The sequence below is a fragment of the Azospirillum brasilense genome, from assembly GCF_008365405.1.
GTDB classification, from domain to species: Bacteria; Pseudomonadota; Alphaproteobacteria; order Azospirillales; family Azospirillaceae; genus Azospirillum; species Azospirillum brasilense_D.
This window is the reverse complement of the sequence record NZ_QOKV01000006.1, coordinates 107,136-121,939: the sequence shown is the minus strand read 5'-3', so window position 1 is coordinate 121,939 and position 14,804 is coordinate 107,136. Positions and strand designations below refer to the sequence as shown.

Genomic DNA, 14,804 nt, shown 5'->3' with positions numbered 1-14,804 from the left:
AGCCTGTCGCAAAAACACCACGCTGTGGGATTGCGGCGACGCCCGGCCGAACCGCCGGGCGTCGGATCATTTCAACCCGCGCACCACTTGGATGTCGAGGTCGCGGATCTTCTTGCGCAGCGTGTTGCGGTTGAGGCCGAGCAGTTGCGCCGCCTTGATCTGGTTGCCCCGCGTCGCCGAGAGGCTGAGCGCGATCAGCGGCCGCTCCACCTCGCGCAGCACCCGGTCGTACAGGCCGTTCGACGGCATGCCGTCCTTGTGCGCGGCGAAATAGTCCTTCAGATGCCGTTCCACGGCGGCGGACAGCCCCTCGCCCTGCGGCTCCTCCACCGGCTGGGCAGCGGGCGTGGTGTCGGCAAGCTCCGCCTCCACCACGTCCAGCCCAATGACCTCCTGCGAATAGAGCGCGGCGAGGCGGCGGACGAGGTTCTCCAACTCGCGCACGTTGCCCGGCCAGCGGTAGCGCTTCAGCCGGTCCATGGCGGGCTGGTCGATGCTCTTCACCGGCAGCCCTTGGGCCGAGCACTGGTTCAGGAAGTGGCGGACCAGAAGCGGCACGTCCTCCGTACGCTCGCGCAGCGGCGGCAGACGGATGGGGACGACGCACAGGCGGTAGAACAGGTCCTCGCGGAACAGCCCCTGGCGGATCAGGGTGCGCAGGTCGCGGTGGGTCGCGGCGACGATGCGTACGTCCGTCTTGATCGGTGTACGTCCGCCGACGGTGGTGTACTCACCCTCCTGCAGCACGCGCAGCAGGCGGGTCTGCGCTTCCAGCGGCATGTCGCCGATCTCGTCGAGGAACAGGGTGCCGCCCTGCGCCTGCTCGAACCGGCCGGTCGACCGGTTGGTGGCTCCGGTGAAGGCGCCCTTCTCGTGGCCGAACAGCTCGGACTCGATCAGTTCTCGCGGGATGGCCGCCATGTTGATCGCGACGAAGGGGCCGTTGCGCCGCTTGCCGTAATCGTGAAGCGCACGGGCCACCAGCTCCTTGCCGGTGCCCGACTCGCCGGTGATCGTCACCGTCAGGTCGGTGCCCATCAAACGGGCAAGGACGCGGTAGATCTCCTGCATGGCCGGCGAACGGCCGATCAGGGGAAGCTGCTCGTCCGCCTCGCCAGCGTCGGCGGGAAGAGCCGCCGGCGGTGTGTTGGAGTTCAGCGCCCGCTCGACGACCGAGACCAGCTCCTTCAGGTCGAAGGGCTTGGGCAGATATTCGAAGGCGCCGCGCTCCGCCGCCTTCACGGCGGTGATCAGCGTGTTCTGCGCGCTCATCACGATGATGCGCAGGTCGGGCCGGATCTTCTTGATCCGCGGAATCAGATCCAGCCCGTTCTCGTCGGGCATCACCACGTCGGTGATGATCAGGTCGCCCTGCCCGTCCGCCACCCAGCGCCAAAGCGTGGAGGCGTTGCCGGTGGTGCGCACCTCGTGCCCGAGGCGGGCGAGCGCCTGGGTCAAAACGGTGCGGATGGCGCGGTCGTCGTCCGCAACCAGGATCGTGGCTGCACTCATCCGATGGCCCCTCGGATGCCTCTGGCCGGTGCAGGATCGCCGCTCATCTGCGCTTCATCGAACATGGGTAGCGAGACCTTGAAGACGGTGCGGCGGGGCTGGCTGTCAAATTCGATGACGCCGCCGTGGTCGCCGACGATTTTGGCTACCAATGCAAGCCCTAGGCCAGTCCCATTGACCTTCGTCGTGATGAAGGCATCGAACAGGTTGGAGCGCAGGTCGTCGGGTATGCCGTCCCCATTATCCTGAACGGACACCAGCAACGGCAGGTGCAGCCGGGTGTCGCCTCCGGGCAAGGCCATGCGGACGCCGTGCTGATAAGATGTGCTGAGAATGATCTCGCCGCCCGATTCCGGTGCAGCTTCTGCCGCATTTTTAATCAGGTTGAGGAAAATCTGGATGAGCTGGTCGCGGTTGCCATAAACCGGAGGCAGCGACGGGTCGTAGCGCTCGACGAAGCGGATGTTCCGGGCGAAGCCGCTCTGGGCGACCTTGCGGACATGCTCCAGAACGGTGTGGATGTTCACCGCGTCGCGCTCCAGCGGGCGCTGGTCGGAGAAAACCTCCATCCGGTTGACCAGGGCGACGATGCGGTCGGCCTCGTCGCAGATCAGCCGGGTCAGCACGCGGTCGGACTCGCTGCAGTTCTCCTCCAGCAACTGGGCGGCGCCACGGATGCCCGACAGCGGGTTCTTGACCTCGTGCCCGAGCATCGACGCCATGGCGGTGACCGAGCGGGCGGCGTTGCGGTGGGTCAGGGAGTTGTCGATCTTGCGGGCCAGCGTGCGCTCGTTGACCGTCAGCAGCACATGGTCGGCGGGCTCGCCCAGGGCGGTCACCCGCACGGTGACGTGGTGCGGGCCGATGCGCGGCGTGTCGATGACGACCCCTTCCTGGGAGGCGCGGTGGCGGCCCTGCTGAACCTGCTCGATCAGCTGGCTGACCGGGCTGTTGGGCGGCAAAAGCTCCGCCAGAGGCATGCCTTCCATCATGGCGGCGGACAGGCCGAAGAACTCCTGCGCCTCCAGATTCACGTAGCGGATGTCGCCGGCGCCATCGACGACCAGAACGGGGTCCGGAAGAGCGTTCAGCATGACGGACGGATCGATGCAGGGGCGGACGGGGCGATAGGAACCGGAGGGCGCACGGGGCCGCGCTTGGCGGCGGGGCAATGGAGCAGCGGCAGATGCACGGGCCATCAGGCAGCCATCCTTTCGATCGCCGGGGCGTAGAAGTCGCGGATGAAGCCGCGCACTCGTTCGGGATCGGACATGCGGTTGACCTCCGACCGGAATTCGGCGGAGTCGCGCAGGCCCGTGGAGTACCAGGAGATGTGCTTGCGGGCGACACGCAGCCCGCCCTCGACGCCGTAATGGGTCAGCATGGCGTCGTAATGCTCCAGCAGCGTGTCGAGCTGCTCGTGGAGCGGCGGGTCAGGCAACCGCTCGCCGGTGCGGATGTAATGCATCACCTGGGCGGGGAACCACGGCCGCCCGTAGGCGCCGCGCCCGATCATCACCCCGTCAGCACCGGACTCGGCGAGCGCCCGGTCCACGGCGTCGAAGGAGGTGATGTCGCCGTTGACCACCACCGGGATCGACACCGCCTCCTTCACGGAGCGGACGAAGGACCAGTCGGCGGTGCCGTTGTAGAACTGCTCGCGGGTGCGGCCGTGGACGGTGACCAGCTTGATCCCGCACTCCTCGGCGATGCGCGCCAGACGGGGCGCGTTGAGGCTGCTGTCGTCCCACCCCTTGCGCATCTTCAGCGTCACCGGGATCGAGACCGCCTTTGCCGTGGCCTCCAGGATGCGGGCGGCGAGCACCTCGTCGCGCATCAGGGAGGAGCCGGCGTGGCCGTTGACCACCTTCTTCACCGGGCAGCCGAAATTGATGTCGATGACGGCCGCCCCGCGGTCCTCGTTCAGCTTCGCCGCCTCGGCCATCACGTCAGGCTCGCAGCCGGCGAGTTGGACCGCCATGGGGAACTGCTCCGGCTCGCACTCGACCATGCGCAGCGTCTGCCGGTTCTCGCGGATCATCGCTTGGCTCGCGACCATCTCGGACACGACCAGTCCGCAGCCCGACTGCTTCACCAGCCGCCGGAACGGCAGGTCGGTGACGCCGGACATAGGGGCGAGGATCACCGGACCCTCAAGCGAGATGGTGCCGATCTGAATGGCCATGTTCACCTGCCCACATGATGGGCACATCTGCGATATGATGAGAATTTGTGCACAGTAGCACAGCGTTTCGGCATGTTGCAAGTGCACATACCGCGAGCGCCACGGTGGCCGTCATGCGCAGCAGCTAGCCGAGCAGGACGTCGGTGACGAACTTGACGCCCGGATAGGCGAGGGTCAGCAGCAGATAGGCGATCAGCACGAGACGCGCGGCCATCCGCCCGCGCACGCCGGTGCGGGCGTGGGCGAGCAGCAACCCGCCGATGACGACGAAGCTGGCAACCGACAGCAGCGTCTTGTGGTCGGCGCGCAACAGCGCGCCGGTTTCGTAATAGAGCACCGCCATTCCCGTGGCGAGACCAGCCCCCAGGACCGCTTCCGACGCGGCGAGAAGGTGGAGCTGCATCCGCTCGCTTTCCGCCACCGGAGGCAGGAAACGGGTCAGCGGCGTCGGCCGTTTCGACTTCAGCGCCCGCTCCTGAAGGAAGGCGGCGAGCGACGCCACGGCGGACATGGTCAGCAGCGCGTAGGTGATGACCGAAACGGCGATGTGCAGGTCGATCCAGATGCCCGGAGCCCCGCCACGCAGCACCGGCGCTGGGGCCTGCTGGGCCAGCGTCGCGAAGGCGCCGACGGTCAGCAGGTAGGGCAGCAGCAGCGGCGACAGCCGCCACGCCGATCGGGTCAGCGCGCTCATTGCCATGAACAGCAGCATGCAGGCGGCGATGGTGATCCACAGCGCGGTGGACAGGCCGGTGTGCCAGCGTCCCGCCACCTGGGTCAGCGCCCAGGCCGCCGGTCCAGCGAAGCCCAGCGCCAGGGCGCCCCAGAAATAGGCGGACCGCCCGTCCGCCCCCTGCCCCGCGATCCGGTGATAGGGGTAGAGGGACGCCGGCAGCAGCGCCATCAGCGCGGTCAGGCTGTAGACGATGTTCTGCGACATGCGGCGGACCCGTGCCCTTCCCTCTGCGGAAACCCAAAGTCGCTGGCGATCAAGTCTCTGAAGCTCTTGGCGGAACGCCGGTGAGCGGCTAGGCTCCGCTGCGTCCGGCCGCCATGACGTAAGCGTCACGCGGACGGCCCGTCAAGCGCGGATACCATAGCCCAAACGGCGGGGAAACGCCCCATGTCTTCCTTAAACGCGTCTTCCTTGAACGCGTCTTCCTGTATCGCGCTGATCGTCGCCGCCGGAAGCGGCCAGCGGTTCGGCGCCGAGCGGCCCAAGCAGTATCTCGATCTCGCCGGCCAGTCCGTTCTGCGCCGCACGGTCGAGGCCTTTCGGCGCCATCCCAAGGTGAGCGCGGTGCGCGTGGTCATCAATCCCGCGTTTCGCGATCTCTACGATGCGGCGGTCGCGGGGCTGGACCTGCCCGAGCCGGTGACCGGCGGGGCGTCCCGCCAGGATTCGGTCCGCAACGGGCTGGAGGCGTTGGCCGACTCGGCCCCGGACTGCGTGCTGATCCACGACGCGGCCCGCCCGCTGATCGATTCCGACACCATCGACGCCGTGATCGCGGCGCTGGACACCCACCCTGCGGCGCTGGCCGCCGTTCCGGTCGCCGACACGCTGAAGCGCGGCGAGGATGGGCTGGTGGCCGGCACGGTGGACCGCAGCGGCCTGTGGCGCGCCCAGACCCCGCAGGGCTTCCGTTTTCCCGAGATTCTGGCCGCGCACCGCGCCGCCGCCGGGCTGGAGCTGACTGACGACGCGGCGGTCGCCGAACGCGCCGGGCTGCCGGTCGCGCTGGTGCCCGCCAGGGAGGAGAATTTCAAGGTGACCACCCCCGACGACCTGACCCGCGCCACCCGCGCGCTCGACTCCGCCCTGTCCGACATCCGGACCGGCTCGGGCTTCGACGTGCACCGCTTCGCCGAGGGCGATCACGTCACGCTCTGCGGCGTGCGGGTTCCGCACACGCACCGGCTGGACGGCCATTCGGACGCCGACGTCGGGCTGCACGCGCTGACCGATGCCATCCTGGGCGCGCTCTGCGCCGGGGACATCGGCAGCCATTTCCCGCCCAGCGACCCGCAATGGCGCGGCGCCGACAGCGCGCTGTTCCTGAAACACGCGGCGGAACTGGTGACGGCGCGCGGCGGGCGGATCGCCCACGTCGACGTGACGATCATCTGCGAGCGCCCGAAGGTTGGCCCGCACCGCGAGGCGATGACCGCACGCGTTGCCGAAATTTTGGGCATACCGGTGGACCGGGTCAGCGTGAAGGCGACGACGACGGAGCGGCTGGGCTTCACCGGGCGCGGCGAGGGCATCGCGGCGCAGGCGGTGACGACGGTCCGCCTGCCGGGATAGGTGTTCTTAACCCTCTCTCTTCTGGGGAGGGGGGATTTTGCACGACGAAAGGGACCCGCATGTTTCCCGATCACATCCGCGAACTCGCCGCCAAGCTGCTCGCCGAGTACGAACTGGCCGGCTACACCCTGGCGACCGCCGAATCCTGCACGGGCGGCCTCATCGCCGGGGCTCTGACCGACATTGCGGGGTCGTCCAAGGTGGTGGATCGCGGCTTCGTCACCTACTCCAACGTCGCCAAGTCCGAAATGCTCGGCGTGCCGCCCAGCCTGATCTACGCCCACGGCGCGGTCAGCCCGGAGGTGGCGGTGGCGATGGCGGTGGGCGCCCTGGCCAAGTCGAAGGCCGACGTGACGGTGGCGGTGACCGGAGTCGCCGGTCCCGGCGGCGGAACGCCGGAAAAGCCGGTGGGGCGCGTCTACATCGCCACGGCCGTCCGCCGCGGAACCGCCAAGCACAAGGAATACACCTTCCCCGGCGACCGCGAAGCAGTGCGGCTGGCGACCGTTCAGACCGCGCTGGAGCGGCTGCGAACGGCCCGCCCGGAAACCGCGATTCGCTGAGGGGGCTGGTCTCAGGCGGTCCGCGCCGCGGCGGGCCGGGCGGCGCCGGCACCGTAGAGCTGGTTGGCGCGGGTCTCGAAGGCCTGCACCATCCGGCGCACCGCCTCGTTGAACAGCACGCCCATGATCTTCTGCAGCATCTTCGAGCGGAACTCGAAGTCCACGTAGAAATCCACGCAGACACCGCCCTCGTGCGGGGTGAAGATCCAGTGGTTGTTCAGGTACTGGAACGGCCCCTCGGTGTACTGGACATTGATGCGGCGGTTCGCCTCGTCCAGTTCCACGCGCGAGGTGAAGCGTTCGCGGACCATCTTGAAGCCGATGACGAGGTCCGCGAACATCACGTCGCCTTCGCGGCGGCGGATGCGGGCAGCGAGGCACCAGGGCAGGAACTCCGGGTACTTCTCCACATCGGCGACCAGCCGGTACATCTGCTCCGGCGTGTAGGGAAGAACCTTCTTTTCCGCGTGCGTCGGCATACCCGCTCCGTTTCTCTTTCGGCCGCCTCTCAGCCCACCGCTGCCGCGAGCTTGCGGAGGCGAGCCTCGCGCAGCATCGCGAAGTCCGCCCCCGCGTGATAGCTGGAGCGGGTCAGCGGCGTCGAGGCCACCATCAGGAAACCCTTGCCGCGGCCAAGTGTTGCGTAGCTCTGGAATTCTTCCGGAGTCACGAACCGGTCCACCGCCGCGTGCTTGGGCGTCGGCTGGAGGTACTGGCCGATCGTCATGAAGTCAACATCGGCGGCGCGCAGATCGTCCATCACCTGCCCGACCTCCTCGCGCGTCTCGCCCAGCCCGACCATCACGCCGGACTTAGTGAACATCGACGGGTCCAGCTCCTTCACCCGCGCCAGCAGCTGCAGCGAGGTGAAATAGCGCGCACCCGGACGGATCGTCGGGTAGAGGCGAGGGGCGGTTTCCAGATTGTGGTTGAAGACGTCGGGCTTCGCCTCGACCACCACCTCCACCGCACCCTTCTTCTTCTGGAAATCGGGGGTCAGGATCTCGATGGTGGTGTCCGGCGACGCCGCGCGGATGGCGCGGATGGTCCGGGCGAAATGCTCCGCCCCGCCGTCCTCCAGATCGTCGCGGTCCACCGAGGTCACAACGACATGGCTGAGCTTCAGCTGGGCCACCGCCTCCGCCACATTGTCCGGCTCGTGCGGGTCGAGCTGGTCGGGGCGGCCGGTGCCGACGTTGCAGAAGGCGCAGCCGCGGGTGCAGACGGCGCCGAGGATCATGAAGGTCGCGTGCTTGTGCTTCCAGCACTCCCCGATGTTCGGGCAGGCCGCCTCTTCGCACACGGTGTTGAGCTTGAGCCCGCGCATCAGGTTGCGCGTCTCGTTGTATTCCTGGCTGGTCGGCGCCTTGACGCGAATCCAGCCCGGTTTGCGCTGGATCGGGTTGTCGGGCTTGTGGGCCTTTTCGGGATGGCGAAGCTTCTCGGGGTGATCGGCCACGGTCATGGTCTGAAGTGCTCCCACGGGCTGCCCGGTGGCAGCGCCGATGCTGAACGGTAACGCGCCGCCGACGGCGCAAGGGACGGCGCAAGGCCGGCGGACACGGTCCCGCCGGATAGGCCGGAATGACCGACCGGTCAAGTCTGATTATCGGCCGCGACGAAACAACACCGCCAATTTGATGGCGGGGTCGGAATCGTTGCTCCCCCGCCCGGAAGGGCGAGGGAGGAAACGACCGTCGATCAGACTCGCCACTTAGAAGTGGATGGCCCGGCCGTAGGCATCAAGAACCGACTCGTGCATCATCTCCGACAGGGTCGGATGCGGGAACACCGTCTGCATCAGTTCCTGTTCGGTGGTCTCCATGGTCTTGGCGACCGTGTAGCCCTGGATCAGCTCCGTCACCTCGGCGCCGACCATGTGGGCACCCAACAATTCGCCGGTCTTGGCATCGAACACGGTCTTCACCATGCCGTCCGCCTCGCCCAGCGCGATGGCCTTGCCGTTGCCGATGAAGGGGAAACGACCGACGCGGACCTCGTAGCCCGCCTCCTTCGCCTTCTTCTCGGTCAGACCGACCGACGCGATCTGCGGGTGCGAGTAGGTGCAGCCCGGGATGTTGCGGACGTCCAGCGCGTGCGGGTGCTTGCCGGCGATGTGCTCGACGGCGATGACGCCCTCGTGGCTGGCCTTGTGGGCGAGCCAGGGAGCCCCCGTCACGTCGCCGATGGCGTAGACGCCCGGCTCGTCGGTCTGGCAGTTGGCGTTGGTCTTGATGTGGCCGCGGTCGGTCTGGACCTTGGTGTTCTCCAGGCCCAGATTCTCCGTGTTCGGCGCGATGCCGACGGCGAGGATCACGCGATCGACCGTGATGTCCTCGGTCTTGCCGTTGGCTTCCACCGCCACCGTCACGCTGTCGGCCCCCTTGCGCAGGTTGCCGGCCTTGCCGTTGGTGATGATTCGCATGCCCTGCTTTTCGAACTGCTTGCGGGCGAAGGTCGAGATTTCCTCGTCCTCGACCGGCAGGATGCGGTCCATCACCTCGACCACCGTCACCTTGGCGCCCAGCTCGTTGTAGAAGCTGGCGAACTCGATGCCGATGGCGCCGGAGCCGATGACCAGCAGCGACTTCGGCGTCGTGTTCGGGGTCATCGCCTTGCGGTAGGTCCAGACGAGGTTGCCGTCGTCCTCCAGACCCGGCAGGGTGCGGGCGCGGGCGCCCGTGGCGATGATGATGTTCTTCGCCCCGAAGGTGCCGACCGCCGCACCACCCTTGGTCACGGCCACCTGCCCCTTGCCGAGCAGCTTGGCCTCGCCCTCGATGACGGCGACCTTGTTCTTCTTCAGCAGGTGCTTGACGCCGCCGTTGAGCTGCCCCGCCACCTTGCGGGACCGCTGAACGACCTTGTCCAGGTCGAAGGACGGGTTCTGGATGACCAGCCCGTACTCCGCGGCGTGCTTGGCGTTGCGCAGCACCTCGGCCGAGCGCAGGAGCGCCTTGGTCGGGATGCAGCCCCAGTTGAGGCAGATGCCGCCGAGGTTCTCACGCTCCACCACCGCGGTGCTGAGGCCGAGCTGGGCGGCGCGGATCGCCGCCACATAGCCGCCCGGACCGCCGCCGATGACGATGAGATCGTAGTTCATGTCAGCCATGGTCCGCGCCCCTTACAGCAGCATGCTCAGCGGGTCCTCGATCAGCTTCTTGAAAGCCGCGAGGAATTCCGCACCCTGCGCGCCGTCGGCGACGCGGTGGTCCACGGTGACCGAGACGGTCATCACGGTGGCGATGGCGAGCGCGCCGTTCTTCACGACCGGACGCTGCTCCCCGGCGCCGACCGCCATGATGCAGGCCTGCGGCGGGTTGATGATCGCCGCGAACTCCCGGATGCCGTACATGCCGAGGTTGGAGATCGAGAAGGTGCCGCCCTGGTACTCTTCCGGCTTCAGCTTGCCATCGCGGGCGCGCTCCGCCAGACCCTTCATCTCGTTGGAGATCTCGGCCAGCCCCTTGGTCTCCGCCTTCTTGACGATGGGCGTGATCAGGCCGGTCGGGGTGGCCACGGCGACCGAGATGTCGACGTGGTCGTAGCGGAGGATGGCCTCCTCCGACCAAGCGGCGTTGATGTTCGGGAACTTCTTCAGCGTCAGCGCGGCGGCGCGGATGATGAAGTCGTTGACCGACAGCTTGTAGTCCTTGGAGCGGGCGTTCAGGTCGGAGCGGACCTTCAGCAGCGCGTCCAGCTCGCAGTCGATGGCCAGGAAGTAATCCGGCACCGTCTGCTGCACCTCGGTCAGACGACGGGAGATCGTCTTGCGCATGGAGCTGTTCGGCTGCGCCTTGTAGCGCATGCCCAGCTTGTCCGACAGGTCCTTGGCGTCGATGCCCGCGGCCTTCGGGGCCGGAGCAGCGGCGGCCGGAGCAGCCGCCGGTGCCGCGGCGGGAGCCTGAGCGGCCTGCGGAGCGGCTGCCTTGGCGGTGCCGCCGGCCTTGGCGGCCTCGATGTCGGCCTTGACGATGCGGCCGTTCGGGCCGGTGCCCGTGACGGCCTTCAGGTCGAGACCGGCCTGCTCGGCCAGGCGGCGGGCCAGCGGGCTGGCGAACACGCGGCCACCGCCCTGGGCGGCGGGGGCCGGAGCGGCCGCGGCCTGCGGAGCCGGAGCAGCGGCCGGAGCCGGAGCGGACGCCGCCTGGGTCTGTGCCGGGGCCGGAGCCGCGGCGGGCGCAGCGGCCGGAGCGGGAGCGGCGGCCTTGGCAAGCGCGCTGTCGTCCTCGCCCTCTTCCAGCAGCACGGCGATCGGGGTGTTCACCGCGACGCCCTGCGTGCCGGCCTGCACGAGGATCTTGCCGAGACGGCCTTCGTCGGCCGCCTCCACTTCCATGGTGGCCTTGTCGGTTTCGATCTCGGCGATCACGTCGCCGGACTTCACCGCGTCGCCTTCCTTCTTCAGCCACTTGGCGAGGTTGCCCTCGGTCATGGTCGGAGAGAGGGCGGGCATGAGAATCTGGATGGTCATTCGCTCGCCCTCCTTACTTGCGGTAGCAGGCCTTCTTCGCCGCTTCCGCGATGCGGTCGGGCGAAGGAAGTACGAGCTTTTCCAGGTTCGCCGCGTAGGGCATCGGCACGTCGAGGCCGGTCACGCGGATCACCGGGGCGTCCAGATAGTCGAAGGCCTGCTCCATCATCAGGGCCGACAGCTCGGCGCCGATGCCGCAGGTCGGCCAGGCCTCCTCGACGGTGACGAGGCGGTTGGTCTTCTTGACGGAGTCGACGATCGTCTCGGTGTCGAGCGGACGGATCGTGCGCAGGTCGATGACCTCGGCGCTGATCCCGTCCTTCTCCAGCAGATCGGCGGCGGCGAGCGCGTAGCTGACCATCAGCGAGTGGGCGGTGATGGTCACGTCCGTGCCGGCGCGGCGGATCTTGGCGCGGCCGATCGGAACGATGAAGTCCTCGCTCTCCGGCACCTCGAAGGACTGGCCGTAGAGGATCTCGTTCTCGAGGAAGATGACCGGGTTCGGATCGCGGATGGCCGACTTCATCAGGCCCTTGAAGTCCGACGCGCTGTAGGGGGCGACGACCTTCAGGCCGGGCACGCTGGCGTACCAGGGGGTGAAGTCCTGGCTGTGCTGCGCGGCGACGCGGGCGGCGGCGCCGTTCGGGCCGCGGAACACGATCGGGCAGCCCATCTGGCCGCCGGACATGTACAGCGTCTTGGCCGCCGAGTTCACGATGTGGTCGATCGCCTGCATCGCGAAGTTGAAGGTCATGAACTCGACGATCGGGCGCAGGCCGCGGAAGGCCGCACCGACGCCCAAGCCGGCGAAGCCGATCTCGGTGATCGGCGTGTCGATGACGCGGTCGGCGCCGAACTCCTGGAGCAGGCCCTGCGACACCTTGTAGGCGCCCTGGTACTGCGCGACCTCCTCGCCCATCAGGAAGACGGTCGGGTCGCGGCGCATCTCTTCGGCCATGGCGTCGCGCAGCGCTTCGCGGACGGTCTTCTTCACCGTCTTGTCGAAGAACTTGTCCTCGTCCGAGGCCGGCGGCGCGGCGGCCGGGCCGCTGGCCGGGCCGACCGGCAGGGTGGCCGGGGCGTGCGCGCCCGTGTCCTTCACCACCGGCTCGGCGGCGACCTTCGGCGCCGGCACCGGAGAGCCGGACACGGCGTCGGTGACGCTCTCGCCCTCGCCGAGGATCACGGCGATGGGGGTGTTCACGGCGACGTTCTCGGTGCCCTCGGCGACCAGGATCTTGCCGATGCGGCCTTCGTCGACCGCCTCGACCTCCATGGTCGCCTTGTCGGTCTCGATCTCGGCGAGCACGTCGCCGGACTTGACCTCGTCACCTTCTTTTTTGACCCATTTCGCCAGCTTGCCCTCGGTCATGGTGGGCGACAGCGCCGGCATCAGCACTTCGATCGGCATTCCTCAACCTCCGGCGGCGCGGGTTCACCGGGAGGCGAAGCCTCCGGCCCTCGGCGCCGCTCCTGCTTATCGTTGTCGTCAGGCTTCGACCAGGACGTCCGTCCACAGCTCCGCCGGATCGGGCTCGGGGCTCTGCTGCGCGAACTCGGCAGCCTCGGTCACCACGGCCTTGACCTCGCGGTCGATCTCTTTGAGCTGGTCCTCGGTCACGTAAGCGCCTTCCAGCAGGACGCGCTTCAGGTTGTCGATCGGATCGGACTCGCTCCGCATCTTCTCGACCTCCTCCTTGGTCCGATACTTGGCCGGGTCGGACATCGAGTGGCCGCGGTAGCGGTAGGTCTTCATCTCGAGGATGACCGGGCCGTTGCCGGCGCGGATGTATTCCACCCACTTGTCGGCGGCCTCGCGGACCTCGAGGACGTCCATGCCGTTGACCTGGTGGCCGGGAATGCCGTAGGCCGCGCCGCGCTGGTGCAGCTCGCCCGCCGAGGCGCGCTCCTGCGAGGTGCCCATGGCGTACTTGTTGTTCTCGATCACGTAGAGCACCGGCAGCTTCCACAGCGCCGCCATGTTGAAGCTCTCGTAAACCTGACCCTGGTTGATGGCGCCGTCGCCGCAATAGACCGCGGACAGGCCGTCGTCCTTGTTGTACTTGTGCGAGAAGGCGAGGCCGGTGCCCAGCGGGACCTGCGCTCCGACGATGCCGTGGCCGCCGTAGAAGTTCTTCTCGCGGCTGAACATGTGCATCGAGCCGCCCTTGCCCTTGGAGTAGCCTCCACGGCGGCCGGTCAGCTCGGCCATCACGCCCTTGGGGTCCATGCCGCAGGCCAGCATGTGGCCATGGTCACGGTAGCTGGTGATGACGTCGTCGTTGTCCTTCAGCGCGGCCTGGATGCCGACCACGACGGCTTCCTGGCCGATGTAGAGGTGGCAGAAACCGCCGATGAGGCCCATGCCGTAGAGCTGGCCCGCCTTCTCCTCGAAGCGGCGGATCAGCAGCATCTCACGGTAGTACTTGATCAAGTCCTCGGTCGAAGCGGCCTGCTTCGACGCGGAGTCAGTCTGCGCCTTCGGACGGCGTCGTGACGCGGCCATGTTTCCTCCCCAGGGTTTATGCAGCGACGGCAAGCGAACAGCCAGGGCTGCAGCACGTTGCGAGGGTACATCCCACTTATGAGGGTGCATCCCCCTCGCACCGGAAGCGGATGCGGGGCGCACAGTACACGACAAGCGCACGAGACGCAAATATCTGTTTTTAAACGCGAAATTCGGCGTTAACCGGCTTTCGGTTAATTCACTGATATGACCTACTTCTCAGCGCTAGCATCCCCTTCGACCTGCGCCGGAGGGAGTGCGATTATGACGTCGCGGGGGCCGGAAAGGTTCAACATCGTGCGCGCACGCTCGTCCAGCATGTCGCGGTCCAGGTGGTCGCTGCGCATCAGTTGCGCGCGGCGGTCCATTCGCTCGCGCTCGGCCTTCACCTGATCCAGGACGGATTCCGCCGTGGCGATCTCCGCCTTCAGGTGGTTCATGGCGAGCAGCCCGCGGTCCCCCTGGACGGCGTAATAGACGAAGTAGGCGACGACGCAGGAGCCGATGGCCGGCCCGATGGCCTGGCGAAGGGCGCTTTTCGCGGCGCGTTTCAGCGAGTCGGTGAGGTTCTGGAGCATGGTCATGGCGGTATGATGGAATCATACGCGATTCCTTCGGTCAAACGGAAAAGAAGCAATCCGAAAGAATTCACCGCGCCATGCTCTTTGCGCCGCCGAGTAATAGGCGGCCTACACCCCCAAAGGAGAGTGACACAGTGCGCAACCTTCGAAAGAAGGCGGGCGCCGATTCACTCCGGCGGGACCTCGCGCGGGCGGCGGTCCTCGCCGATGGCGACATAGGTGAACACACCCTCGGTCACCTTGATCGCCTCCCCCGCGCTGCGCTGGCGGCGCACCCAGGTCTCGACGCGCACGCGGATGGAGGTGCGGCCCACCTTGGTGACATGGGCGAAGCAGCTCACCTCGTCGCCGACATAGACCGGCTTGTGGAAGGTCATCGCTTCGATCCCCACCGTCGCCACGCGCCCGCCCGCGCGGCGCAGGGCGGCGACGCCGCCGGCCAGATCCATCTGGGCCAGCAGCCAGCCGCCGAAAATGTCGCCGTTGGGGTTGGTGTCCGCCGGCATGGCGATGGTGCGCAGCGCCGGGCCGCCCTCCATGTCCGGATGGGTCGGGGGGTGGTTGATCGGGGTGCCGTCGCTCATCGTGAACCCGCCCTCTCTGTAGGGTCGAAAAAGCGCATCACAAAATATGGTGCGGGGAGTATATAGGAGCCACCGCATGCGCTTGCGCAGC

Annotated in this window: 14 protein-coding genes; 2 read left to right on the top strand and 12 right to left on the bottom strand. The window is 67.5% G+C overall.

The window, feature by feature from the left end:
* Positions 1-66: 66 nt before the first annotated feature.
* The 4 genes from ntrC to DS837_RS12205 all read right to left on the bottom strand — a co-directional run bounded on the left by ntrC (position 67) and on the right by DS837_RS12205 (position 4,637).
* Positions 67-1,512 carry a nitrogen regulation protein NR(I) gene (gene ntrC / locus DS837_RS12220; RefSeq protein ID WP_145623526.1) on the bottom strand — a complete coding sequence of 482 codons (1,446 nt, stop codon included), beginning with the start codon at positions 1,510-1,512 and terminating at the stop codon, positions 67-69.
* On the bottom strand, positions 1,509-2,711 hold the full coding sequence (locus DS837_RS12215) for a two-component system sensor histidine kinase NtrB (protein WP_149165004.1): 1,203 nt from the start codon (positions 2,709-2,711) through the stop codon (positions 1,509-1,511). Before DS837_RS12215 ends, ntrC begins: the two co-directional genes overlap by 4 nt.
* On the bottom strand, positions 2,711-3,697 hold the full coding sequence (gene dusB / locus DS837_RS12210) for a tRNA dihydrouridine synthase DusB (RefSeq protein WP_149165003.1): 987 nt from the start codon (positions 3,695-3,697) through the stop codon (positions 2,711-2,713). The genes DS837_RS12215 and dusB overlap by 1 nt, the downstream gene beginning before the upstream one ends.
* A 124-nt stretch (positions 3,698-3,821) precedes the next feature.
* A complete protein-coding gene (locus tag DS837_RS12205) occupies positions 3,822-4,637 on the bottom strand; it encodes a cytochrome C assembly family protein (protein ID WP_149165002.1) in 816 nt (271 codons plus the stop codon).
* Between the two features lie 183 nt (positions 4,638-4,820).
* Between DS837_RS12205 and DS837_RS12200 the strand changes: the two genes are divergently transcribed.
* Positions 4,821-6,005, top strand: a complete 1,185-nt coding sequence (locus DS837_RS12200) for a bifunctional 2-C-methyl-D-erythritol 4-phosphate cytidylyltransferase/2-C-methyl-D-erythritol 2,4-cyclodiphosphate synthase (RefSeq protein ID WP_149165001.1) — start codon at positions 4,821-4,823, stop codon at positions 6,003-6,005.
* Between the two features lie 59 nt (positions 6,006-6,064).
* Positions 6,065-6,568 (top strand): CinA family protein, encoded by a 504-nt coding sequence (locus tag DS837_RS12195; protein ID WP_149165000.1) that lies wholly within the window; start codon positions 6,065-6,067, stop codon positions 6,566-6,568.
* Between the two features lie 11 nt (positions 6,569-6,579).
* On the opposite strand, the gene DS837_RS12190 is transcribed toward DS837_RS12195, so the two are convergent.
* The 8 genes from DS837_RS12190 to DS837_RS12155 form a co-directional block, all read right to left on the bottom strand.
* Complete coding sequence (locus DS837_RS12190) at positions 6,580-7,047, bottom strand: type II toxin-antitoxin system RatA family toxin (RefSeq protein WP_149164999.1); 468 nt, start codon at positions 7,045-7,047, stop codon at positions 6,580-6,582.
* A 29-nt stretch (positions 7,048-7,076) separates the two neighbouring features.
* Positions 7,077-8,033, bottom strand: a complete 957-nt coding sequence (gene lipA / locus DS837_RS12185) for a lipoyl synthase (protein ID WP_149164998.1) — start codon at positions 8,031-8,033, stop codon at positions 7,077-7,079.
* 249 nt (positions 8,034-8,282) lie between these two features.
* On the bottom strand, positions 8,283-9,680 hold the full coding sequence (lpdA, locus tag DS837_RS12180) for a dihydrolipoyl dehydrogenase (RefSeq protein ID WP_109069446.1): 1,398 nt from the start codon (positions 9,678-9,680) through the stop codon (positions 8,283-8,285).
* 12 nt (positions 9,681-9,692) lie between these two features.
* A complete protein-coding gene (locus DS837_RS12175; protein ID WP_149164997.1) occupies positions 9,693-11,042 on the bottom strand; it encodes a pyruvate dehydrogenase complex dihydrolipoamide acetyltransferase in 1,350 nt (449 codons plus the stop codon).
* Between the two features lie 13 nt (positions 11,043-11,055).
* The gene (locus DS837_RS12170; protein ID WP_149164996.1) at positions 11,056-12,453 is read right to left on the bottom strand and encodes a pyruvate dehydrogenase complex E1 component subunit beta; all 1,398 of its coding nucleotides are present in this window, start codon (positions 12,451-12,453) and stop codon (positions 11,056-11,058) included.
* 78 nt (positions 12,454-12,531) lie between these two features.
* Entirely contained in the window at positions 12,532-13,548 is a 1,017-nt protein-coding gene (gene pdhA, locus DS837_RS12165; protein WP_014198781.1) for a pyruvate dehydrogenase (acetyl-transferring) E1 component subunit alpha, read from the bottom strand.
* 212 nt (positions 13,549-13,760) lie between these two features.
* Entirely contained in the window at positions 13,761-14,132 is a 372-nt protein-coding gene (locus tag DS837_RS12160; RefSeq protein ID WP_014198780.1) for an FtsB family cell division protein, read from the bottom strand.
* Positions 14,133-14,296: 164 nt separating this feature from the next.
* Positions 14,297-14,713, bottom strand: a complete 417-nt coding sequence (locus DS837_RS12155) for an acyl-CoA thioesterase (RefSeq protein ID WP_247889892.1) — start codon at positions 14,711-14,713, stop codon at positions 14,297-14,299.
* Between the last annotated feature and the right edge of the window lie 91 nt (positions 14,714-14,804).